This window comes from Paenibacillus jamilae (assembly GCF_050482105.1).
Lineage (GTDB): Bacteria > Bacillota > Bacilli > Paenibacillales > Paenibacillaceae > Paenibacillus > Paenibacillus jamilae_B.
The window spans coordinates 53,652-74,980 of sequence record NZ_JBCNHI010000024.1; the positions used below are offsets into that span (position 1 = coordinate 53,652).

At 44.5% G+C, this 21,329-nt stretch carries 24 protein-coding genes; 10 read left to right on the plus strand and 14 right to left on the minus strand.

From position 1 onward, the window contains the following. Positions 1–23: 23 nt before the first annotated feature. From ABEW32_RS24130 to ABEW32_RS24155, 6 genes are all read right to left on the minus strand, one after another. Positions 24–545 (minus strand): GNAT family N-acetyltransferase, encoded by a 522-nt coding sequence (locus ABEW32_RS24130; protein ID WP_430192519.1) that lies wholly within the window; start codon positions 543–545, stop codon positions 24–26. A gap of 57 nt (positions 546–602) precedes the next feature. Then, a complete protein-coding gene (locus ABEW32_RS24135; protein ID WP_430192521.1) occupies positions 603–1,094 on the minus strand; it encodes an 8-oxo-dGTP diphosphatase in 492 nt (163 codons plus the stop codon). Positions 1,095–1,183: 89 nt separating this feature from the next. Further along, entirely contained in the window at positions 1,184–1,645 is a 462-nt protein-coding gene (locus ABEW32_RS24140; RefSeq protein ID WP_044785840.1) for a hypothetical protein, read from the minus strand. A gap of 11 nt (positions 1,646–1,656) precedes the next feature. Then, positions 1,657–2,085, minus strand: coding sequence for a GNAT family N-acetyltransferase (locus ABEW32_RS24145; RefSeq protein WP_430192523.1), 429 nt, complete (start codon positions 2,083–2,085; stop codon positions 1,657–1,659). 236 nt (positions 2,086–2,321) lie between these two features. Further along, a complete protein-coding gene (locus ABEW32_RS24150) occupies positions 2,322–2,681 on the minus strand; it encodes a FlxA-like family protein (RefSeq protein WP_025364358.1) in 360 nt (119 codons plus the stop codon). An 84-nt stretch (positions 2,682–2,765) separates the two neighbouring features. Continuing rightward, on the minus strand, positions 2,766–3,599 hold the full coding sequence (locus ABEW32_RS24155) for a hypothetical protein (RefSeq protein WP_430192525.1): 834 nt from the start codon (positions 3,597–3,599) through the stop codon (positions 2,766–2,768). Positions 3,600–3,885: 286 nt separating this feature from the next. Here ABEW32_RS24155 and ABEW32_RS24160 point away from each other — a divergent pair, with 286 nt between their 5' ends. After that, complete coding sequence (locus ABEW32_RS24160; protein ID WP_430192527.1) at positions 3,886–4,461, plus strand: class I SAM-dependent methyltransferase; 576 nt, start codon at positions 3,886–3,888, stop codon at positions 4,459–4,461. A gap of 15 nt (positions 4,462–4,476) precedes the next feature. Next, positions 4,477–5,082, plus strand: coding sequence for a DedA family protein (locus ABEW32_RS24165; RefSeq protein WP_430192529.1), 606 nt, complete (start codon positions 4,477–4,479; stop codon positions 5,080–5,082). Here the strand turns inward: ABEW32_RS24165 and ABEW32_RS24170 are convergent. Together ABEW32_RS24170 and ABEW32_RS24175 are read right to left on the minus strand one after the other, a co-directional pair. Next, the gene (locus ABEW32_RS24170; protein WP_430192531.1) at positions 5,079–5,276 is read right to left on the minus strand and encodes a hypothetical protein; all 198 of its coding nucleotides are present in this window, start codon (positions 5,274–5,276) and stop codon (positions 5,079–5,081) included. The genes ABEW32_RS24165 and ABEW32_RS24170 overlap by 4 nt on opposite strands. 221 nt (positions 5,277–5,497) lie before the next feature. After that, on the minus strand, positions 5,498–5,719 hold the full coding sequence (locus ABEW32_RS24175; RefSeq protein ID WP_430192533.1) for a hypothetical protein: 222 nt from the start codon (positions 5,717–5,719) through the stop codon (positions 5,498–5,500). A gap of 93 nt (positions 5,720–5,812) precedes the next feature. Between ABEW32_RS24175 and ABEW32_RS24180 the strand changes: the two genes are divergently transcribed. Continuing rightward, positions 5,813–6,088 (plus strand): hypothetical protein, encoded by a 276-nt coding sequence (locus ABEW32_RS24180; RefSeq protein ID WP_430192535.1) that lies wholly within the window; start codon positions 5,813–5,815, stop codon positions 6,086–6,088. A gap of 260 nt (positions 6,089–6,348) precedes the next feature. Further along, positions 6,349–6,438, plus strand: coding sequence for a putative holin-like toxin (locus ABEW32_RS24185; RefSeq protein ID WP_007429455.1), 90 nt, complete (start codon positions 6,349–6,351; stop codon positions 6,436–6,438). 201 nt (positions 6,439–6,639) lie between these two features. Here ABEW32_RS24185 and ABEW32_RS24190 read toward each other — a convergent pair whose 3' ends face one another. The 3 genes from ABEW32_RS24190 to recQ form a co-directional block, all read right to left on the minus strand. Continuing rightward, the gene (locus ABEW32_RS24190) at positions 6,640–7,950 is read right to left on the minus strand and encodes an alkaline phosphatase (protein WP_430192537.1); all 1,311 of its coding nucleotides are present in this window, start codon (positions 7,948–7,950) and stop codon (positions 6,640–6,642) included. Between the two features lie 184 nt (positions 7,951–8,134). Then, positions 8,135–9,991 (minus strand): B12-binding domain-containing radical SAM protein, encoded by a 1,857-nt coding sequence (locus ABEW32_RS24195; RefSeq protein ID WP_430192539.1) that lies wholly within the window; start codon positions 9,989–9,991, stop codon positions 8,135–8,137. Positions 9,992–10,041: 50 nt separating this feature from the next. Next, complete coding sequence (gene recQ, locus ABEW32_RS24200; RefSeq protein WP_430192541.1) at positions 10,042–11,940, minus strand: DNA helicase RecQ; 1,899 nt, start codon at positions 11,938–11,940, stop codon at positions 10,042–10,044. A 225-nt stretch (positions 11,941–12,165) separates the two neighbouring features. Between recQ and ABEW32_RS24205 the strand changes: the two genes are divergently transcribed. Then, positions 12,166–13,179 carry an RluA family pseudouridine synthase gene (locus tag ABEW32_RS24205; RefSeq protein ID WP_430192543.1) on the plus strand — a complete coding sequence of 338 codons (1,014 nt, stop codon included), beginning with the start codon at positions 12,166–12,168 and terminating at the stop codon, positions 13,177–13,179. An 83-nt stretch (positions 13,180–13,262) separates the two neighbouring features. On the opposite strand, the gene ABEW32_RS24210 is transcribed toward ABEW32_RS24205, so the two are convergent. Continuing rightward, entirely contained in the window at positions 13,263–14,111 is an 849-nt protein-coding gene (locus ABEW32_RS24210) for a hypothetical protein (RefSeq protein ID WP_430192545.1), read from the minus strand. A 567-nt stretch (positions 14,112–14,678) separates the two neighbouring features. On the opposite strand from ABEW32_RS24210, the gene speD reads away from it, so the two are divergent. Continuing rightward, entirely contained in the window at positions 14,679–15,485 is an 807-nt protein-coding gene (gene speD, locus ABEW32_RS24215) for an adenosylmethionine decarboxylase (RefSeq protein WP_430192547.1), read from the plus strand. Positions 15,486–15,736: 251 nt separating this feature from the next. Continuing rightward, the gene (locus ABEW32_RS24220; RefSeq protein ID WP_430192549.1) at positions 15,737–17,155 is read left to right on the plus strand and encodes an NAD-dependent malic enzyme; all 1,419 of its coding nucleotides are present in this window, start codon (positions 15,737–15,739) and stop codon (positions 17,153–17,155) included. Between the two features lie 83 nt (positions 17,156–17,238). Here the strand turns inward: ABEW32_RS24220 and ABEW32_RS24225 are convergent, their stop codons facing one another. Together ABEW32_RS24225 and ABEW32_RS24230 are read right to left on the minus strand one after the other, a co-directional pair. Continuing rightward, positions 17,239–17,919 (minus strand): protein kinase family protein, encoded by a 681-nt coding sequence (locus tag ABEW32_RS24225; RefSeq protein ID WP_430192551.1) that lies wholly within the window; start codon positions 17,917–17,919, stop codon positions 17,239–17,241. Between the two features lie 137 nt (positions 17,920–18,056). Continuing rightward, the gene (locus ABEW32_RS24230) at positions 18,057–18,788 is read right to left on the minus strand and encodes an HAD family hydrolase (RefSeq protein ID WP_430192553.1); all 732 of its coding nucleotides are present in this window, start codon (positions 18,786–18,788) and stop codon (positions 18,057–18,059) included. 357 nt (positions 18,789–19,145) lie between these two features. Here ABEW32_RS24230 and ABEW32_RS24235 point away from each other — a divergent pair, with 357 nt between their 5' ends. The 3 genes from ABEW32_RS24235 to ABEW32_RS24245 all read left to right on the plus strand — a co-directional run bounded on the left by ABEW32_RS24235 (position 19,146) and on the right by ABEW32_RS24245 (position 21,323). Beyond that, on the plus strand, positions 19,146–20,000 hold the full coding sequence (locus ABEW32_RS24235; RefSeq protein ID WP_430192555.1) for a hypothetical protein: 855 nt from the start codon (positions 19,146–19,148) through the stop codon (positions 19,998–20,000). 112 nt (positions 20,001–20,112) lie between these two features. After that, complete coding sequence (locus tag ABEW32_RS24240; RefSeq protein WP_430192557.1) at positions 20,113–20,868, plus strand: threonine/serine exporter family protein; 756 nt, start codon at positions 20,113–20,115, stop codon at positions 20,866–20,868. Positions 20,869–20,888: 20 nt separating this feature from the next. Beyond that, positions 20,889–21,323, plus strand: a complete 435-nt coding sequence (locus ABEW32_RS24245; RefSeq protein WP_430192559.1) for a threonine/serine exporter family protein — start codon at positions 20,889–20,891, stop codon at positions 21,321–21,323. Positions 21,324–21,329 lie beyond the last annotated feature (6 nt).

Below are 21,329 nucleotides of genomic sequence, written 5' to 3' on the forward strand. Positions count from 1 at the left end.
GCTTTTGCGTTCCCCTCCCTCACTTACAGCTCGATCCAAAACCGGTTTACACGGTTTCCATCTTCCTCTATGTAATCCTTGTCCGGTATTCCGCCGTTTCGCAGAATCGTTCTTTTGGAACTGATATTATCGGAGTCGCATACGACGAGGGCTCTCGAAATACCCAAATCTTTTGCTTTGCCCAACGCTAAGGCCAGCATAGCCACAGCATACCTATTCCCTCGTGCAGAAGGACGGATACCATAGCCAATGTGACCCCCGGCATTTAACAGATGCTCGTTGAGATCATGACGGATATTCACTACTCCAACGACCTGGTCATCTGCATCCATCAGCCAGTATGTCGAACTTTTAACCCAGCCATCAGACAAGCCAATTCCAATTTTCTGGTCATTTAAAAACGTCAGCATACCTTCAAAATTATACGGCTCTCTAGAAATCACCCAAGGCACCATTTGCTCCTGGCTTTTTTTCCATTCCTCATAAAATGAAAGATAAGCATTTTTCCAGCTCCGATCCGGCTCAACCAATCTGATGGCCTGCATCCCGCTCCCTACCTCCTCTTTAAACGTTCATTCATCTGCTAAGGGTCGACATCAGCTCTACGCCCCATAGTTCTTCGTCGTTGCTTCCAAGGTTTCATCCGTCTCCGCCAGCCACACAGAACTAACCTCGAACGTCCCCGGCTCGAAAAATAATGGGAATCTCCGCTTAAACCAATCCTGCATCGGCAAATGTAGTGCTTCCTTCATATCCACCCACAGCAGTTCTCCCTCAGGGGGATTTTTTAATAGCTCACCTTCCGTTGCTGTAGCCAAATAGTTAAAGACCATATATCTCAGCCCTTGCCTTGGATCGCAATATTCATCGATTCCTTTAAATACAATTTCCTTAACGGTTAAGCCAGTTTCCTCCTTGACTTCACGAATGGCTCCATTCACAATGCTCTCTGGGAACTCTACTTTTCCTCCTGGAGCAATATAACCCGGAAACCCCTTTCGATTGGGTCTGTTCATAAGCAATACCTTGGTTCCATCCTGAATCATGCACATGGTATATAATTTGTGTGTCACTTCAGTAGTCAATCCGATCATACCTTTCTTTATTCACAATTCTCTATGATCTAGCTTTTAACTTTCTCACCGACATATCTTGGTTGAATATGGTATTCACCATAGAACGATTACAGTCCCTCGTCAAACAACTGTAGACCTATGATTTCAAAGGCGACACCGTCACCCGCTTTAACGTGGATATCACCATTCAATTCGTCAGAATCCAAAACAAACGTAGCCTCTCCTACAACAATCTCCAAACAGTCTATCCCGCCTGCTTCGCCTTGTATCACTTGTTGTATCATCCCTTGAATCCAATAGTCACCTAGCTTTGGTTGAGGTTGAACAATGCCTGTCTTTTCCGTAGGCCTCAGTCTTCTGAACCCTTCTATACTGGATGGAGAAGTCTCGACCGAAATGACACAGCCGGGAATTAACTTTTCCAAGCTTTGTTCATACGGAACAACATACGCATATCCCGAGGTCAGTTCATGCCGAAAATATGTCCAGTAGCCGTATATCTTTTCCTCGCCAATATTACGAATGATAATCTTTTCATCTTGATTTACTTCCTTGATCTGTACGCGCATTTATGAAGTCCTCAGTAGATATTTTTCTTATAATAATAGTGTTTAAAACCTCTAGGAGCCTCATCAATAATACCGATTACTTCATACCCATGTTTCTCATAAAATTCAGGTGCTTGAAAAGAAAAGGTATTCAGTTGTATAAAATTACATCCTTTATCTCTAGCCATCTGTTCTATTTCACTAAGCAGTTGGGAACCGTAGCCCTTTCCTCTATGGTCCTGGTCTACCCACAAAATATCAACCTCCACCCAGTTCCAACATAGTACACTTAGAAGGCCACCTATGACCTGACCGTCTCCATGTTTGAGCGTAAGATTAATCTCTTCGTATTGGGTTTGAATATCTGCAGGAACATGTTTCGCATTAAATTCAATCAACTTGTTTCTGACTAAACGCGCTTCATCCCTAGTACTTCGACTCCATTGAGGTCCCAACGTCATAGCTTAAATCCTCCAATTTAGAATGTATACTGACACTTACTGATTCAATCTATAAGATACTAAAGTTAAGAACCTTTCATCTTCCCACTGTTATTTATTGTAATACTTTTTTATGTTTAGTCACATGATTCATTTGGAACTACTATAAAACGCGAAAAGCAGGCTCCCTATGTAACAGAGAACCTGCTGTCTTTTGTATCCATCGTCTGTCTTGCAGGAGAAGAGAGATCGGATGACTAAATTGAAATATCCAGTGATTTTCCAACTCCCGTGATATCACTGCCGTTCGAGCTGCTGGTACGAGTCATTTCCATATTGCTTGGAGCGGATTTTTCCATTTTTGGTGTTGACGTGCTGCTGGATTGAGAACTTTGCTGTGCAATCTGAGCTTCAATTTGCTTAATTTGCTGCTGAAGCTGCTTCATTTTCGTTTCTTTTGTATCCTTATTATCTTTGCTTTGCTGGACCTTATTGTACTCTGCTTCAAGCTGGGCTTTTTGCTTTTCCAAACTGGCTGTATCGTTGGTACTGGATGAAGATGAAGTTGAAGTATTGGCAATAGATATAGAGCTACTAGATGTGGCTGAAATATTCACAGAAGGATTCTCCTTTTTAAAAGCTAAGTTTGAGTTACAAGTGTGGGCTAAGCGTTTTTAAGGTATGCTATTGCGCTCTAAAGATTATGACGAAGATGATACAGATTGTGCAAAAATCTTAGCGATTTTATCGAATAAAACTGATACTTCTTCATCTGTCGCATTCGATTCATCTGTGTTTCCCCAAGCGTTTTTTAATGCAGAAATCAGATCGGTTTGCGGGTCTGTTTCTGAAGATATGAAGCCGGATAGAAGATCGGAACTCAGGACGTTTTGCAAATCACTCAGTACTGATCTTTTTTCATCTACGGTAAGCTCTTCTTCAGATGTAGTGGTGGTATCCTCTTGATTGGTGGTCTCCTGAATATTCCATGCAAATGGGGGCATAATTCCACCCATCGCCTGCATCATTGGAGGCAGACTGCTGCTATTAACCTCAGGTCGGAATGAGTCACCTTCAGGCGGCGTTGCAGGGCGGTTATTCTGGATCGTTTCAGCTACTTTATCGAATAAATCCGATACTTCCTCATCTGTTGCTGTCGCAAGATCCACCTCAGATAACAAGTCGTTGACTGTAGCCAAAGGATTTTTCGTACTGTTATTGATATCATCCGTTTCAGATAAAGCACTTGGAGAGGCCAGGTAACTTTGTAGATCTGACAACAATGATTTCTGTTCGTCTGTAGTCAGTGCCACAGTATTCTGGTCGTATTTGTAGTCATAACTGTAGTTTTCTGTAGGAAGCGGAGACTGCATCCCACCAGCGTACTCCATAAATTCCGCACTTAATTCAATTGAATCGTTAGATTTCTTATGTGTGGTACGCCCCGCGTTATTTAGTCCATTCTCATTTGACTTCACTGTCTTTGAATTATCGTAGGAAGTCGTGATGAGATGCCTGTTAATGGATAGTGACAAAGTAGATCCCCTCTCAGTGTACATAATGTTTTTAGCTGCCCACTTATCTTTCATCGGCAGTAAAACTGAAGATAGCCTGAGAGAATGCTGAGTGATAACTGAATGAATTCGGACTGTCCCATACTGTACTCCTTTTCTTTCTTCCTAGACTATAGTCAAGGAAAGCCCCCTCCGCAGGACGGGGAGCTGAGCCCTACTCCAGACAGGAGCAAGTAGAGGGATAATTTGTTACTCTTAGCAGAGAATAAATGAACGTTTTAGAAAATTGAAGGTAGGGAAAAGATGTATGATCCGTATTAGTCATTTGGTTCAAGAAAGACTTATGTTCCTGTTCAAATTTCTGTACTCGCCTACGTATGTGGGCAGCGTAACACCCAGTTCCAGATTTCTAGCTAAAAATATGATAGAATCCATTCCATGGAGTGAAGTTCATGCCGTGGCTGAGCTCGGGGCTGGCACGGGGGCCATCACCCAATACATCCCGTCTACGACGAAAATTCAACCCAAGGTTCTGCTCTTTGAAAAGGACTCGACCATGCAGCAGAGTTTGAAAAGAAGATTCCCAAACTATCTGTGCTATTCCGACTCGCGTGAGCTTCAGCTTGCTATGAAAAATGCTCAAATTGAACAGCTTGACTGTATAATCAGCGGACTGCCATTCTTCAATTTTCCACAAGCAATGCGAGATCAAATCGTAGAACAAATCCATCTATCACTCAGGGATGGAGGAATGTTTGTCGCCTTTCAATATTCTAAACAGATGAAGCAGCAGCTAGGTAAATGGTTTGATATTGAAGAAATCAAGTTTGTACCTATGAACGTTCCACCCGCCTTCGTCTATGTATGCCGAAAGAAAGCTTAAGAAAGGAGTATGGGAATGGATGTTGAATATTTAATTTCCATTATCGAACAATATGGCTATGCAGCATTGTTCTTCTCTCTATGGCTCGGAATTGTAGGACTGCCCATTCCAGACGAAGTTATAGTAATGACTGGCGGGGCCGTAACAAGCATGGGGATACTTCATCCGTTACCTGCTTTTTTACTTGTATATCTTGGAGTTGTGTCAGGCCTGTCCTTAGGTTATGTGTTGGGGAGAAGCTTGGGCACACCCATTTTGGATCGTTTGCGCCGAAAGAAAAAAATGGACAAATATATTACATTTTCAGAAAATTTAATACATAAGTATGGAAACTTCACGATATGTATCAGCTATTTGTTACCAGTCGTTAGGCATATTATCCCTTATATTGTCGGAATCAATAAAATGAGCTTTAAGCGGTATGCCCTCTTCTCTTATTCAACAGGTCTAATCTGGACGCTGATCTTCTTTTGGCTCGGACGTCTCTTTGGCGACCATGTACAAGCAGTAGCAGACCTGATCCATCTTTATGGCATGCAGATGGCATTGCTTCTCATCATGCTGACAGCTATATTTTTTATAATGAAATTTGTGTGGGGGAAGAAAACGACGGAGGATTAAAGGTTGAGGATATTCGGCATGTTCATAATGCAAGCGAATTTGAAAGTTACCGGTCGTGCCACTACGCAGACGGATAGTGCTTCCCATCGCCACCGTCCCCGGATTTCTGAAATAATGTCTTCATCAGTAGAAATCCGGGGACAAAAGCGACCGCTTCGCTTGTACAGCACCATTCCGTCTACTCCGTTTGTCATGTACTTTTTTTCAGTTCAGCATATATAGACCTTATTCCTCTTATAACAGGACAAGAGCTATAGGATCAGATCATAATGGTCGCTTGCCTAACTGTAATTTGAAAAATTTCATTATTCTATTGTTTTCTTAACTCGGTTACCAGTCTCAAAATTATACTCATCCAAATCTCTTGCGGCTTTAAAAACCTATGAGCATTCCCCAAATAAATTTAACCTCATATCTATGTACAAGACGTGTTAGTCGTTCCCCAGTCATCCATAACTTCGTTTCCATCTTCATTTTCTTTCATCGACTTACTCCAGAGATCGTTCGGTATCCAATTCAGTTCTAACCCAGTGAGTAGCCAATTATATTCCGTTTGGATGTTACTTATGGATTCGAAAACCAGTTTTAGATTCGTATAAAAGGGAATTTGCCGTGAACTAATTAATATAGCGTTCATGCAGATTCCCCCTTACACATCTTTTATTCTTATCTGTCACCTTAAAATAAGATTATGATCTCAGTTTGATATCACCATAATGGAGGAAGATAAATGAAAGCTATACAAGAAGCCCTTAATCAATTCGTTTCTATTCGCATGGAACATGTAGCTGGGTCGATGGTGGCTAATTCTCCAGAATACAAAGACTTAATGAATGACTGTAATCAACTTTTTTCTATTTTACATGATTGCTTGCCAAAGGAATACATACAAGCTCTTTACGATTATGATACCAATACTACTCTACTCCAAGGGATGGTTGAATCTTTTATGTACGAGCAAGGCTTGAAGGATGGTATTTGTTTAAACCAAATTTTATCTGATTAATATTTTCACTTCGAAAAGAGAAATTCAACCCTTGTTAGGAGAACTTTATTCTAAATAAATTTTTAACCAAAATTGTGTACTCTACCTGTGTCGAAACAAAGCGTTGGAGATGGAAGATACCATCCAACTGCGCAGCGGCACGACAGGCAACATTTTAGTTCAGGTTTATCCTTTTTAGCAATACTATCCATATGATATACTATAAACTAACAACAGAATGGCTTAGATGGGCGGTCGGCTAGTCTCCTGCAAAGGAGGTGATGCCTGTGGAGGTTAAAGATACGCTGATGTTGATGATTCAATTTGCAACGTTGGTGATCTTGATTATTTCCTTCAACAAAAAGAAATAGACCGCCCTCTGGAAAAGGTTAGCGGTCTATTTTTCTAATCCAACCCTACAGCCACCGCCCTTATAAGCGGCTGTTGTAAAAGAGTGAGGATGTTAGAGCATCCTTACTCTTTTTTAGTATATACTTATTGGCTATAGTTTATCACAAGAAAAACCATATTGCCAATATGGAAAACCTTTTACGGGCAGCTTCAACCCTGGGCTATTTTTTTAATTGAAGCAGCTTAACCAGCTTGTCATGAATGGCCGTATTCGGATAATTTCCACTAAATTGAGAGGAACCCGGACCCATTGCAGTCAATGCTACATCTACTGCGGTGTGTCCTTTTGTCGTCCAATCAATATAGAATGTTTCATTTGTGCCATGAATGGTGAAAGGACCGTCTTCATTGGTTGTACCATCGTCGGCTTCATCTTTCGCATCCTTGCCTTCAATCGCCAAACCGCCCGTTTCATGATCTGCCGTCACTAACACCAATGTATCTGGATGTTTTTTGGCATACTCCTTAGCTACTTTGACAGCCTTGTCCAGCTGTTGTCCAGCTTTAATGGTTAATTCACCTTCATTGTCATGCGCCATCTCATCCGTTCCTTCTTCCTCTACCATCAGGAAAAAGCCCTTTTTGTTTTTGGATAGAACATCAATTGCTTTCGCTGTCATATCCGGCAAAGAAACTGTTGGTTTGTAAGAATTACCCAGTTTGTTGTGAGCTTGGAACATTTCTTCATTGGCGAACAGCCCTAGCAGTTTAGAGCCATTGGATGCTTTCATTTCTGCCTGGTCTGTTACATAGCTATAGCCCAGCTTCTTCGCTTGTTCCACCAAATTTCCTTGAGTCCCCTTACTAGCTTCCTCAGGGTCTTCTGCCGGTGCATCTGGATGTTTGCCTGCTGTTCCGGCAGGGTACCAGAAATCCTCACCCCCGCCCAGAATCACATCCAGCTTGCTTTTCTCAATATACTGCTTGGCAATCTCACTTTGCTCGGAGCGTTTTTCTACATGCGCACCAAAGGCGGCGCCCGTTGCATCGGTCACTTGGCTTGTCGTTACCACTCCTGTAGACATGCCTGATTTTTTAGCCAGCTCCATAATCGTTGTCACTGGTTTTTTATTCAAATCCATCCCAATCGCGCCGTTATACGTTTTCACACCTGTTGCAATGGCAGTCGCAGCGGCGGCAGAGTCTGTAACCAGGTTGTCCCCTGAACTTGTACTAACCAGGCCCGTCACAGGCATGTTGTCCATTTCAAGTAATCCCGACTTTCCAACTGTTGCTAAGCGAATCGCGTTGCGACTGGCTTCTCCCATACCATCACCGATAAAGAGGATGACGTTTTTAGGAGTATCCGCTTTAACTGATGCAGCCTTCTGTGTCTTGGAATCTGCTGTAGCGGACTTCGTAGGAGCCGAGGCTGCAAAAGCTTTAGGAATTTCGGCAGATAATAAGGGTACAGCCAAAACGGTAACAGCACTCATCGCAAGGATACTCTTCTTCATGGAACGCTTTTTCACAAGGTCACACTCCAATAAGTTTAATATAAATATATGATAAAATAATCATATATTTATATTGTAAAACGTCCTCTAGCAAAAGATTATCTGACTGTAAAAAATAGAGTGATCGTCTATTTTTTACAACACATAAAAAAGGCATCGACTCGGGTATACCGAGCGTCGATGCCTGCTGGTGTTTATATTAAATCGCAGCGATATTTTTGCCGATGGGCAGGGTGTAGTACAGCGGTTTTTGCTGTCCGTTTTGCTGATAAACTACAAGCAGCAATGTACGGCCTTCAGCAGTTAGCGGGCTACCACCACCCAGAATATGCTCCAGACTGAACGGCAGAACATCCAGCACAGCGTGCTTTTGCAGTTCCTTTTCACCCAGCTTCAAAGAAGCAAAGGCTGGGATCATCTCGCGGTATGGCTGCGGCTGTTGACTAGCCACACCCATCTCATCCGTGCTTTCCTCGCCCACATCCGCCACCGCAGGTGACAACAGCGCGTCTGGGTGCTGAAGAACCATTTTCATATAGCTGGACCAATCGTCCTTCTCCAAGGTATGTTCCCACCAGATTTTACGCGGTTTGTATTTATGGTTTAGGAAATAATCAAGCTTCATCAGCCCAAGCACCATGCCCATTCGCTTGGTTCCCCGCGATTCTAAAAAGGACTGGAGACGGGTAAACAAGTCTTCGAGTTGATGTCCGATTTTTTGCCAACCCTGTCCTTCCCAGTAGTCTCCGAATTCCTGGAAGAAGTCAAAGGCGGACGAGAATTCACGCTCAATCAGGTAGTTCACTGTATGGTCCATACGATGGGAGTTCCAGTATTTTTCCAATACATCTTCCAAACGTTTGAGCCGTACAATATCGGCAAAGGAAAGGACGTCATTGCTCAACATTTCATACGGCGCAACATCCATATACGTATAGTTATACTTATCGGCGTCAATGCGCAGACCTGTACCACGCAGCATTTTGAGGAAGCCAAGCTGAAGCTCTTCCGGACCGAGCGCAAAAACGTCATTAAACGTTTTACGGAATGTATTGTAGTCCTCCAATGGCAATCCGGCGATCAGATCGAGATGCTGGTCAATTTTACCGCTTTGCTTGACCTTTGTAACGGTACGAGAAAGCTTGGTAAAGTTCTGGCGGCGCTTAACCAGTTCATTGGTGGGATCATTCGTAGATTGGACACCGATCTCAAAGCGAAATACCCCCGGTGGCGCATTCTCCGCCAAATAATCCAATACCTCGGGGCGCATAATATCTGCCGTAATCTCAAACTGGAAGACACAGCCACGGTGATTTTCAATTAAAAACTTGAACATTTCCAACGCATAATCGCGTTTGATATTGAAAGTGCGGTCCACAAATTTAATCAATTTGGCCCCGTTGTCAATCAGATACAGAATATCCGACTTGGTACGCTCGATATCGTAATAACGCACCCCGACCTCAATGCTGGACAGACAAAATTGGCAACTGAACGGACAGCCCCGGCTCGTTTCAAAATAGACTACCCGTTTCCCAAGTTCCGGGATATCCTCTGCAAAACGATATGGCGATGGCAACTCGTTCAAGTCCGCTTTTGGACGACCTGGCATGATAATGACCTCTTCTCCCTTACGGTAAGCCAGTCCATATACAAAATGGAACTTGCGATCCCCCTCGAGCTCCTGCAGCAGTTGATGGAAGGTTTCCTCTCCCTCACCAACAACGATAAAATCCACATTCGCCAAGCGCTTCATCCAGTACTCTATATCGTAAGATACCTCCGGGCCGCCCAAAACAATTTTGACCTCAGGCATAATCTTTTTCAACACATCAATGACTTTAATCGTCTCTTCAATGTTCCAAATATAACAGGAAAAACCGATGACATCTGCCCCTCGTTGAAATAGATCGGATACGATGTTCATCACCGGGTCCTTAATTGTATACTCCGCCAGCTCGATGTCAAAATCCTTTTCACTGTAGGCTTTGAGGCATCGGATGGCTAGCGAGGTATGAATGTATTTTGCGTTTAATGTTGATAAAATGACTTTCATAGGTCACAACCTTCTATAAGTTTGCATGAACTCTTATATTCTTAGTATAGCTATTCAAAATCCTCGTACACATCGTCTGCAAAAATCTCGTCCTCGCTTACCATTCCGCCGGTATTCCCCTGATTTTGAAAGAAATCAAGAAACGGCTTGCCATATTTGCGGAACTTCACTTCACCGACACCCTTGATCCGCAGCATGTCTGCCTCGGATTGCGGACTCGCTACGCTCATCTCTCGCAGCGTGGCATCATTGAAGATGATATAAGACGGTACATGCTCCTGTGCGGCCAGATCGCGACGGATTAAGCGCAATTGCTCAAACACAGTTTCGTTGACCGCAGCAGGGTAGGTATCGCGTCCTTTGCGTCCGCGTGAACCTGCTCCACCAGCAAATGCAGTGGCATGACGCACCACACGCTGCATGACTTCACGCTGACCTCTCAGCACTTCAGCAGCAAGCTGTTGCAAGCGTACGACCGGATACTGCCCTTCGGACAGCATCAGATAGCCTTCCGAAACAAGAACATTGATAATTTCAGCAATTTCTTTTTCTGTACGGTTGCCCATCACACCATAGGTTGGCAGACTGTCAAAACCATACTGCAGCACTTTTTTGTTACGCGAGCCCTTCAACACCGAGGCCACCATAGAAACCCCATACCGCTCCCGCATACGATGAATGCAGGAAAAAATCTTTTGCGCATCTATGGTCATATCGACCAATTCCCGCTCATCTGTGCACGAACTGCATATGCCACACGCTTCATGGTCCTCTGCTTCTCCGAAGTACTCCAGCTGTGCCGAACGCAGGCAGCGAGTCGTGTAACAATAATCAACCATCTGCTGGAGCTTACGGTAGTCGTTGCGCTTGCGGTCTTCATCCTGTGGGTTTTGCTCAATCAGGAACTTCTGGGTCACAATATCTTGCGGTCCGAACAGCAGAATACATTGACTGGGGTCGCCGTCACGTCCTGCGCGTCCCGCTTCTTGTACGTACGCCTCCATATTTTTAGGCATATTGTAGTGAATGACATAGCGTACGTTTGATTTATCTATCCCCATACCGAAGGCATTGGTTGCGACAATGACACGGATATCGTCGTACAGAAACCCTTCCTGGCTATCTGCACGTTCCTGATCTGTCATTCCTGCATGATAACGTCCTGCGGCCATGCCAGCGTCACGCAGGCGTTGATATAAATCATCCACGTCCTTACGTGTCGCTGCATAAATTATCCCCGGTTCACCCTCATGTTCACGAGTATAATTCAGTAAAAAACTGCGTTTGTCTTCCCCACGCAGCACACTGAACGCCAAGTTCGGTCTTCCAAGACCCGTAACGAACGTTTCTGGTGAGCGCAGACGAAGCAGGCGTACGATATCATCCATTACCTGCGGTGTAGCCGTGGCCGTAAATGCAGCTACGATTGGACGTTCATACAGCCCGTCCACGAATGGAGCCACGGCCAGATAGCTGGTACGAAAGTCATGACCCCACTGGGATACGCAGTGAGCCTCATCCACCGCAACGCAGGAAATCGATAACTGTGCCATCTCATCACGGAACCAATCCAGCTCCAATCGTTCAGGGGCAACATACAGCAGCTTCAAATCCCCGTTGCGTGCAGCGCGTATGCGATCATTGACCTCTCGACCACTCAAAGTGCTATTAATGTAGGCAGCTGCAATCCCCATCGTGGTCAGCGCATCCACCTGGTCTTTCATTAGCGAAATGAGTGGTGATACAACAATAGTCAGCCCCTCATGCAACAATGCAGGAATCTGGTAACATATCGATTTTCCGCCACCTGTCGGCATGATGCCCAGCGTATCGTTGCCTTCCAGCATACTGGCCACAATTTTCTTTTGTCCCTCCCGAAAATCGGGATAGCCATAAAATTTTTGCAGCAAGTCCTGCGCCTGTTCCAATGTTGGTGCTTGTACACTCATAGTTTCAAAACTCCTCATATTTCTAGCGTCCTCGACGCATATCGGCTTTTCTTTCGTTACCTTATAGTTTACCGGGGTTCAGGGTAATGTTCAACCGCTGGAAGTCTGTTAATCGGGTTTAGTCTCTTATGGCAATCACTGTTTTCTCATGATATAGTGAACACGGTGCCGCAAATTGGTCCACAACATATGAAGAGACCCGGCTCCAAGAAGGAGAAAGAACCCATGAATAATCGGAAACCCCAACGGAAAAATCATACTAAATCAACACCAAACACAAGTCCTTCCAGACGAAATCACAAACCCGCCGGAAAATCTGGCTCCTATAGACCGGAAGCTCAACAGAGATCCCATACTTTGGATAAAGCTCCTTCCAAAACATACATCGTTCAAGAGCCTGCCGAGCTATTGAGCTTTTTAGTTGAGCATGTGACTGGCATGGGCCGTAATTCCATTAAATCTGCACTGGCTCGTGGACAAGTTTCCGTCAATGGTATTCCTCGTACCGTGCATAATTTCCCGCTGGAGCAAGGACAGACTGTCGCGCTCTCCAAGGAAAAAGTAGCTCCTGTGGTGCCGCTAACCGGGCTGCGTATTTTGCATGAGGACGAAGCTATTATCGTGATCCATAAAGATGCTGGGCTACTTTCTGTCGCTTCTGCGCAGGAACAGGAAGTCACAGCCTATCGCCAGCTTACAGCCCACGTACGACGCGAGCATCCGTACAACCGTATTTTTGTGCTGCATCGTTTGGATCGTGATACATCAGGAGTGATGATGTTTGCGAAAAGCGAAGCCATACAGCAGGAAATGCAACAAGCGTGGAAGGAAGTTGTGTATGAACGAACATACATCGCTCTCGTAGAAGGACAGGTTAAAAAAGACGCGGGCACAATCACCTCATGGCTGAAAGAAAGCAAGACGCTGAAAATGTACTCCAGTCCTTATCCGAATGACGGCCAGCATGCAGTCACTCATTACAAGCGGCTTCAGGCCAATCGGCATTTTTCTTTGCTTGAAGTACGCTTGGAGACTGGACGTAAAAATCAAATCCGAGTGCATATGGAGGATATCGGTCATCCGATTGTTGGAGATAAAAAATACGGTTCCAAGAGCAAGTCGATTGGCCGCCTTGGTCTGCATGCACAGGTATTGTCGTTTATTCATCCCGTCACCGGAGTATTGCTGCGTTTTGAATCCGACATTCCTAAAAGCTTTTTGAATCCATTTCGAGAGTAGCCTGGAGTGAAGCACACGAAGAAGAGTGTAAAAACACAAAAGGAAATTAGGGGGCTGTAAAAAACAGCCCCTTTTTTTGTTGGTTAAGCGGTATGCCTCCGAACACCATCAGCCAGCTTCATCAACTCATCCCATATGTATATGGGTGAATTACACACTGGACATTCTACCCAACCGTTTAAGTAAGGTAACTGGGCAAGAAGTAATTTCTCATCTATTTTTTGAGCATATTCGTATAGCCACTGTATATCGGCACCTCTATGGTCCAATGAACGGGGGCGAATCGGATAGGGGATTAGATTGCCTGAACTGACAGGGTCTTTATCATAGACAACGAGAGTGTCACCCTGTTCATCAGGCCAAATATAGAGCGGGGTACCGCAATGGGGACAATCCAGCATATATTCGTCACCTGTATCAAAAGTTTGTAGCATATAGGCTACGCAATGATCCCCCTCAAAGGCGGCAGCCGCAGCGAGAACATAGCGCTTGCCGACATCTTCTTCGTGTTCTTTCGCATAGAGCACCATTTCTTCCGTCAATTCTGCAAGGCGAACGATGGCACTTCGATATTGCGTATAAATATATTCTGCCAGGCTAGAATCCACTTCCACCTGATCCCTTGCAAATTCTAACGGGATTTTGGTATGTAAGGGATTATTATTCTTCGCTTCAAATATTCCGCAAATGGTATATATATCTGCCCGAATCTCTATATCAGAACTTTTTAGCGCAATGTCTACTAGGTAAGGTACAGCCGCAAAAGTACAAGTATACAACGTATTTTGGTGATACAATTCCTCCCAATACAAGGTGTCAGCCATTTCGCCATCATATCCGGCTTGGAGCTGTTTTAACATTTCTGGAACGTATTGAGAAGAACCGTAGGGGCCTTGGAGCAGAGTCCAGGCCGGATCGGACAAAGCCAGCATCTTGATACTCCTTCCACCGTTTTTCTTACAGTCATGAGATAGGTTTATAAAATGAGTTTGCGATCAAAATTCATTTTAACTTCATAATTCTTAGCTTGTTACGTTTATTTCATTATACGCATATTAGGGACTGAAGTTGCTTTTATCGTTTTGCGCAATGTACAAAGTCACTATTTTTTGGGGTCTATAATCATATTCGGTTAAGCTTTCAGCATTATGAAGATAACATGCATTAAAAATCATGAATTACCGAACCTACATCTTCTGTTGTACTACGAATCTTCTGTCCATTTCGTTCCTTTCCCATATATATTGTTCACATTATAAGCTCTGTTACTTAAAAATTGCTGAGTAAGAAATAAAGTATATTAACGTTTAATTCCCATACATGTAAAATCGAGAGGATCTCAAGTGAATCTGGCTGTTTTTAATGATACCAATCGGGTAAAACATACATGTTCAAGTCTTTATTTTATCCGCTACAAAGCTGATTTTATGAATCGGTATATGAAAAGGCGTGTTGGGAATATTACGTATGAATACTGCGACTATAAGGGGAAATAGCCTATGACTATAACACCGGAACAGCGGATTACCCTGCACGGATTTAACAATTTGACCAAATCATTGAGCTTCAATATGTACGATATTTGTTACACCAAAACCAAAGAAGAACGCGAGGCCTATATTGAATATATTGATGAACAATATAACTCGGATCGACTGACAGCTATTTTAAAAAATGTATCCGATATTATCGGTGCCCATGTACTCAATGTTGCTCAGCAGGATTATGTCCCTCAAGGAGCGAGCGTGACCGTGCTTATATCAGAAGGGCCGATTGTGGAGGTACCGAATGATTCGTATGCAGAATCACCAGGTCCCCTACCTGAGTCTGTCGTGATACAGCTGGATAAAAGTCATATTACAGTCCACACCTACCCTGAATATCATCCAGACGAGGGGATCAGCACATTTCGTGCAGACATTGATGTCTCTACCTGTGGGGAAATTTCTCCACTCAAGGCACTCCACTATTTGACCCATTCCTTTGACACGGACATTATGACGATTGATTACCGGGTGCGCGGCTTTACACGTGATATGAATGGTCATAAGCTTTTTATCGACCACGACATTGCCTCGATTCAAAACTATATTCCCGACGAAGTGCGCAATCAGTATGACATGATCGACGTAAACGTGTATCAGGAAAATATTTTCCATACCAAATGCAAGCTAAAACAATTTGATCTGGACAACTACCTGTTCGGCTACACAAAAGAAAGTCTGAGTGAAAAGGAGCAACAAAATATATCAACACGACTCAAAATCGAAATGGACGAAATTTACTACGGCAAAAATATGACGTAAACCAAAAATGGATCATTTCGCTATACAAAGGACGATTGCTTAGACTGGAATTCAGCCGGGCTTTCGTCCTTTTTGGATACAAAATCATAGATATTACTCAGCTTGATCTGTACAAGTCGAAGAATGTTCACTATGATAGGGGAAGAAACCACTAATTTAAACTATCAGCCTAGATCTTAGATTTACTCCCAATTGTAAGCGCAATCAATTGATCTCACTATTTTGTTATGAAAGACAAAGGAGGAGTTTGTATGCAAGGCGGTATTGGCGGTAAAAATATTATTTTACGACTGGAAATTTCCACCGAGCACATTCAGTTTGGTCAATTGATTACGTTGGTAAACGAACATGGCGGAGATGTCATTGCCATTGACGTCATCCGCACCTCTGAGAAAACCACTGTAAGAGATATTACAGTCACCATTGCTGATCCAGCAGAAATCGACCGAATGATCACCCGGATTAAAAAAGCACAAGGTGTAAAAGTACTGTCCATCTCTGATCGTACCTTCCTCTTACATCTCGGGGGCAAGATTGAAATGCAGCCTAAGGTGCCAATTCAAAACCGTGACGACTTATCCCGGGTGTATACTCCTGATGTGGCGCGCGTATGCATGGCAATTCATGAAGAGCAGGACAAAGCCTTCCGATTAACGATCAAGCGCAACACCGTCGCTGTTGTCTCTGACGGAAGCGCTGTGCTCGGACTTGGCAACATTGGTCCGTATGCAGCCATGCCGGTTATGGAAGGCAAAGCCATGCTGTTCAAGCAGCTCGGTTCCGTCGATGCCTTCCCGATCTGCCTGGATACACAGGACACGGAAGAAATCATTAAGGCCATCAAGCAACTGGCCCCAGCCTTTGGCGGTATTAACCTGGAGGATATTTCATCGCCACGATGCTTTGAAATTGAACAGCGATTACGTGACGAGCTGGACATACCTGTTTTTCATGACGATCAGCACGGCACAGCTGTCGTTTTGTATGCAGGGCTGATTAATGCGCTCAAGGTGGTCGGCAAAGCTCTGTCCGATGTCAAAATTGTTGTGTGTGGTATCGGGGCTGCTGGTGTGGCCTGTACCAAAATTTTGCTATCTGCCGGAGCAGTCAATATTATTGGTGTAGACCGCCACGGTGCGCTTACAGCTGATGAAACATATGAGCATCCGATGTGGAACTGGTATGCGCAGCATACCAACCCCGAACGACTCTCCGGCACGCTATCTGAGGTTCTGAAGGACGCGGATGTGTTTATCGGTCTGTCGGCAGGCGGAATTCTACAACGAGAAGACGTGAAGCGTATGAAAGAAGCGCCTGTCCTGTTCACCATGGCTAACCCGGTTCCGGAAATTAACCCAGAGGACGTCGAGGATATTGCAGGAGTTATCGCCACCGGGCGTTCGGACTATCCTAACCAGATTAACAACGTACTTTGCTTCCCGGGCATATTCCGAGCAGCACTGGATTGCCGCGCCCGTGAAATTAATGAAGAAATGAAGCTGGCGGCCGCAGAGGCCATCGCAAGCACAATCCGTCCTGATGAATTAAACAAGCTATATATTATCCCGGGTGTATTTAACGAAGGCGCTGTACAGCAGGTGCGTAAAAAGGTGATTCAAGCCGCGATTGCGAGCGGTACAGCCAGAAGAGTTCCTAGAGATTTCAGATAAAGGAAAAGGATTGCTCCCGTAAAATGGGTGCAATCCTTTTGTATAGAAAAAATACGAATGTATTCTGGCGTTTTTCACAGCGGTTATGATCTCCATTTAGAAAACAATTGACTGGCACGCTGGGCAAAATCCTCCAAGTTGATGCTGGAGTTGTCCAGCTTGTAATACCATTTTTTGATTGTATCCAAAATCCACGAGGGAACCTTAACTTCAGAGAAACTGGAATACAACGTATGATACGCCCACACCAAATGCTCCCACCGCTTGTCATCGCCTTCTTTTACATATTCAGATACGTCCAATACCTTGGCGCGTCCGTCTTGCATGAGTACATTTTTGAGATGAATATCACGGGGATTCAGCCCCTTGGACCGGACAAATTCCCTCGCCTTTTCCACGTCCAGAATGACCTGCTCCGGCACCGGAATTCCCTGCAGCAGGCAATCCAGCAACGTAATACCCGATTCGTAACTAATAACAATATACTTATCGCCTTTTCCGTAATAATGAGGAAAAAAATCAGACCCTTGCAAACGCTCGTATACATCAGCCTCTGCATCTTTTTTCTCGATCGCCATGTCTGAATACACCTTGAACGCGTAGCCTGGCAACGTATCGAGTGTAAATACGGCTGCATCTGTCCCAATGCCAATACAGCGTACGCCTTGGGTGGCTGTTTTAATGGTAACTGGGTCATTATCCTCCGTACTATATACGGTCACTTGACTTATGATGTCGTCTGCCTGCCTCCATTGTTCTACCATGCGCGGGTCCCTCCTTCTCTGTTCTACCCATTTCAAATGAAGTTAGATTTATAACAGATAAATAGTAGTACGGACCAGCTTTTGAAATAGCTTCAAAATAGGTTAGATTCTTTTGGATAACACAGTATGTACCGTGTCTAACGTGCGTCCGGCAGGAGCAGCCTTCTTAGCTCTGCGTAGCTTGCCGCAGTTTTATAGGCCCCAGTTACATCCGACTCTGGAGTAGCGTTCCTGTGATTGAACCAAATGACTTGCCAATTTGCAGCTATAGCTCCCGTCACATCATTACGCCAGGAATCTCCAATGTAGCAGCAATGCTCTGCTAAAGTTCCTGTCCGTTCGTTCACTATTTCAAAAATGCGTGGATCAGGCTTGGCATAACCAACGGTTCCAGACACAAAGATATGCTCTGCCGCAACATGATTTTCCAGTGTCATAGCCTTGATTTTGCTCATCTGGTGTTCTTCAAGACCGTTCGTAATCAAACCAACCACATAGCCAGCCGAGATCAATTCATCAATTAACGAGGTAGCCCCCTCAAAAGACTCAATTCGGTACTGACGATCCAAGTATTCTTGTTGGACATGCACTGCCTGCTCACGGGTAATATCTACCCCGAATTCTTGTAGAGCCAGAATAAAACGACCTTCCCTCATATCATCCAGTTCATCCTGCCCTGCCTTCCCCTCCAATAGTCCTCCTTTAGCCGATAGTAAATCGCTGTAATAGCGAATACGATGGTAGACTTCCTCATATGGAAAACGCTCACTTAATCCTAATACTGTACGCAATGCATCGCGTGTAGGGTGCAAATGATCGTACATCGTATCATCTACGTCAAAAAAAACAGCCTTCTTTTGCAAGTTCATATGCCCACTTCTTTCTGTTAAATCTTTGGATGACACTCCTCTATACCTTGTCCTGATATTATACCCGTTGGCCTATTGCGTTGCACCCTGTCTTCCCAGCCCTTATTCTGCATTCACACTTCGCAGGTGATAACATACACTGAAAAGACTGCATTTTCGCAAACTTACTTTATTTCTCTACTTCGCTGACTAGGTATCTTGTCCTGGTTTGAACGAAAGCGTTTTATTTGACAACACACGGGTAAAAGGTCACATTTTTGAAAATATTCGTCATACAGGTTTACATTTCGTGTAAAATCACGTACCTTTTAGGGATGAACGCTTTACAGATGTACTTGGATAAGGGAGGTATACACAATGGATTCCGGTTCTAACCTAGCCTATGGATCAGCCACACCTTTGATTGAGGCACTTATAGAGTTTGAACAGGAGCTTGAAGCGAACCGGCATTCTCTGAGTTTTGATTTGGGATTGATTATGGAACAGGGTCGCGCTCCGCGATATATGGCTACACCACCAGATGTTATTCCTTTTGCCCACGCTGGGGTGGACGGGATACATTATGGCTTTTTAACTGACTTTGGTCTTGAAAAAGACCTTTCACGTGCTCCGATTGTGTGCGTTTCTCCCGTCGATTGGACAGGGGTATGGGTGGTTGCACGCCACTTGCAGGATTTTCTAAGCGTTGCTTACACAGAAAATAGTTCATTAAAACGCTACTATGCCAGTGGAGCTGACTATTCTGGACATGCTGGTCAGCGTCCTCCACAAGCTATAGATGAACGTACGGCGTATGTACGTGAATGCTTTCGGGAGCGCTTTGGCATTCTGCCGATTCAAGATATGGCTTCCTATATCGATAGCTTGCGAACAGAACGAAAGCAAAATGAAGTTGCTCCTACGTTGAATGGGCTGGGTATTCAGGCATCCCGTTCTATAAAGCGCAGCTCTTCTATTGCAAGCGACTTCTTAAACGTTACGGAGCCGTTCCTTTGGGAACAACAAGGTGAAGCTATACGCGAGTTGTTCCGCAGTGGTTCGCGTGAGGCCAGACTGGCCTTTATTAGGGATGCTCAGACACGGCATCTGTTCACCCATTCAGCCCTTCGTGCTTTTATAACAGGACAGCTTAAGTTGATGGGCTTGTCCGAGGCTGCAGCATATCTAGAAGAGTCCTACTATACCGTTATTCCTGATACGATAGAGTCTTGATAAATTCCCTAGATTCCCCCAATTTAACCGCCTCTGAAAAGGCGGCTTTTTGTGCTACAATAAATGAAAACAACAGGGTCGAACGACCTGGGACGCATGAAAGAGAGCGAGCATGAATAATTATTCCTACCCTACTCCTGAAATCATTGAGGTTTGTCTGCTGGCAGGCAAACTGATGATGCAAAATGGAGCCGAGACCTATCGTGTTGAAGACACGATGTCCCGCATTGCTTCGGCCTATGGCATCCCCCAGTCCCATAGCTATGTAACACCCACTGGAATTTTCTTTGCCATCAATGATTCGGAACCTGCCAAGCTAATCCGAATCGTAGAGCGGACCACGGATTTGCACAAGGTGACAGAGGTCAACTCTATTTCACGTAAAATCAGCACAGGCACCTTGTCTCCCAGCGCAGCTGTAAAAGAGCTTTCGGAAATTGAACGTGGTCCTCTCCGCTACTCCAGTCGTGTACAGCTGATCGCTGCAGCGTTGGCCAGCGGTTGCTTTATGATCATGTTTGGCGGAGTCTGGCGGGATTTCCCTGGAGCTGTGTTGTGTGGGGGGATCGGATTTGCAGCCCTACAATATTTTCACAGGCTCGTTAAGGTTAAGTTTTTCTCAGAATTTTCTGCATCTTTTCTAATCGGCTTACTGGCGGCTCTGCTCGTGATCGTTGGCTGGGGGCAGATGATGGATAAAATTATCATTGGTTCCGTTATGCCGCTCGTGCCAGGCTTGTTAATTACAAATGCCCTTCGGGATTTAATGTCCGGGCACCTTGTCTCAGGACTTTCCAAAGGTGCAGATGCTTGCCTGACGTCTTTCGCCATCGGGGCTGGTGTTGCAGTTATCATTTCTTATATGTAATTTGGAGGAGATCCAAGCTTATGCTTGCACAATTATTCACAAGCTTTATTGCCACCGCTGCTTTTGGTATCCTGTTTCACGCCCCCCGACGCTCGCTGCTGCAATGTGGTTTTGTCGGTATGCTGGGTTGGCTTGTCTATTATTCAACCACGGATAGCATGGGACCTGTGACTGCCAGCCTTTTAGCCACAATCCTTATCGGCATCGTCAGTCAAGGTTTTGCTAGACTGTACAAAATGCCTGTGATTATTTTCAGCGTGGCAGGCATGATCCCCCTCGTGCCAGGAGGAATGGCCTATAATGCCATGCGCCAATTCGTACAACAACATTATCCTCAAGCACTGGAGCTGGCCATAAACACGCTGATGATCGCAGGGGCCATAGCAGTCGGCTTGGTGATGTCTGAGGTGCTTAATCAAATCTTTCACAGCATACGTTTTAAGCCTCAGCGTTAAAAATGA

What these genes read in the sequence shown, in the direction of transcription:
- ABEW32_RS24145 (WP_430192523.1), bottom strand. Translation starts at nt 2,085, where the DNA reads ATGACGTTGGGACCTCAATGGAGTCGAAGTACTAGGGATGAAGCGCGT.
- ABEW32_RS24240 (WP_430192557.1), top strand. Translation starts at nt 20,113, where the DNA reads ATGAATAATTATTCCTACCCTACTCCTGAAATCATTGAGGTTTGTCTG.
- ABEW32_RS24165 (WP_430192529.1), top strand. Translation starts at nt 4,477, where the DNA reads ATGGATGTTGAATATTTAATTTCCATTATCGAACAATATGGCTATGCA.
- ABEW32_RS24160 (WP_430192527.1), top strand. Translation starts at nt 3,886, where the DNA reads ATGATCCGTATTAGTCATTTGGTTCAAGAAAGACTTATGTTCCTGTTC.
- ABEW32_RS24220 (WP_430192549.1), top strand. Translation starts at nt 15,737, where the DNA reads ATGCAAGGCGGTATTGGCGGTAAAAATATTATTTTACGACTGGAAATT.
- ABEW32_RS24170 (WP_430192531.1), bottom strand. Translation starts at nt 5,276, where the DNA reads ATGACAAACGGAGTAGACGGAATGGTGCTGTACAAGCGAAGCGGTCGC.
- ABEW32_RS24245 (WP_430192559.1), top strand. Translation starts at nt 20,889, where the DNA reads ATGCTTGCACAATTATTCACAAGCTTTATTGCCACCGCTGCTTTTGGT.
- ABEW32_RS24180 (WP_430192535.1), top strand. Translation starts at nt 5,813, where the DNA reads ATGAAAGCTATACAAGAAGCCCTTAATCAATTCGTTTCTATTCGCATG.
- ABEW32_RS24225 (WP_430192551.1), bottom strand. Translation starts at nt 17,919, where the DNA reads ATGGTAGAACAATGGAGGCAGGCAGACGACATCATAAGTCAAGTGACC.
- ABEW32_RS24230 (WP_430192553.1), bottom strand. Translation starts at nt 18,788, where the DNA reads ATGAACTTGCAAAAGAAGGCTGTTTTTTTTGACGTAGATGATACGATG.
- ABEW32_RS24135 (WP_430192521.1), bottom strand. Translation starts at nt 1,094, where the DNA reads ATGATCGGATTGACTACTGAAGTGACACACAAATTATATACCATGTGC.
- ABEW32_RS24130 (WP_430192519.1), bottom strand. Translation starts at nt 545, where the DNA reads ATGCAGGCCATCAGATTGGTTGAGCCGGATCGGAGCTGGAAAAATGCT.
- ABEW32_RS24235 (WP_430192555.1), top strand. Translation starts at nt 19,146, where the DNA reads ATGGATTCCGGTTCTAACCTAGCCTATGGATCAGCCACACCTTTGATT.
- ABEW32_RS24175 (WP_430192533.1), bottom strand. Translation starts at nt 5,719, where the DNA reads ATGAACGCTATATTAATTAGTTCACGGCAAATTCCCTTTTATACGAAT.
- ABEW32_RS24205 (WP_430192543.1), top strand. Translation starts at nt 12,166, where the DNA reads ATGAATAATCGGAAACCCCAACGGAAAAATCATACTAAATCAACACCA.
- ABEW32_RS24210 (WP_430192545.1), bottom strand. Translation starts at nt 14,111, where the DNA reads ATGCTGGCTTTGTCCGATCCGGCCTGGACTCTGCTCCAAGGCCCCTAC.
- ABEW32_RS24185 (WP_007429455.1), top strand. Translation starts at nt 6,349, where the DNA reads ATGCCTGTGGAGGTTAAAGATACGCTGATGTTGATGATTCAATTTGCA.
- ABEW32_RS24195 (WP_430192539.1), bottom strand. Translation starts at nt 9,991, where the DNA reads ATGAAAGTCATTTTATCAACATTAAACGCAAAATACATTCATACCTCG.
- ABEW32_RS24140 (WP_044785840.1), bottom strand. Translation starts at nt 1,645, where the DNA reads ATGCGCGTACAGATCAAGGAAGTAAATCAAGATGAAAAGATTATCATT.
- recQ (WP_430192541.1), bottom strand. Translation starts at nt 11,940, where the DNA reads ATGAGTGTACAAGCACCAACATTGGAACAGGCGCAGGACTTGCTGCAA.
- speD (WP_430192547.1), top strand. Translation starts at nt 14,679, where the DNA reads ATGACTATAACACCGGAACAGCGGATTACCCTGCACGGATTTAACAAT.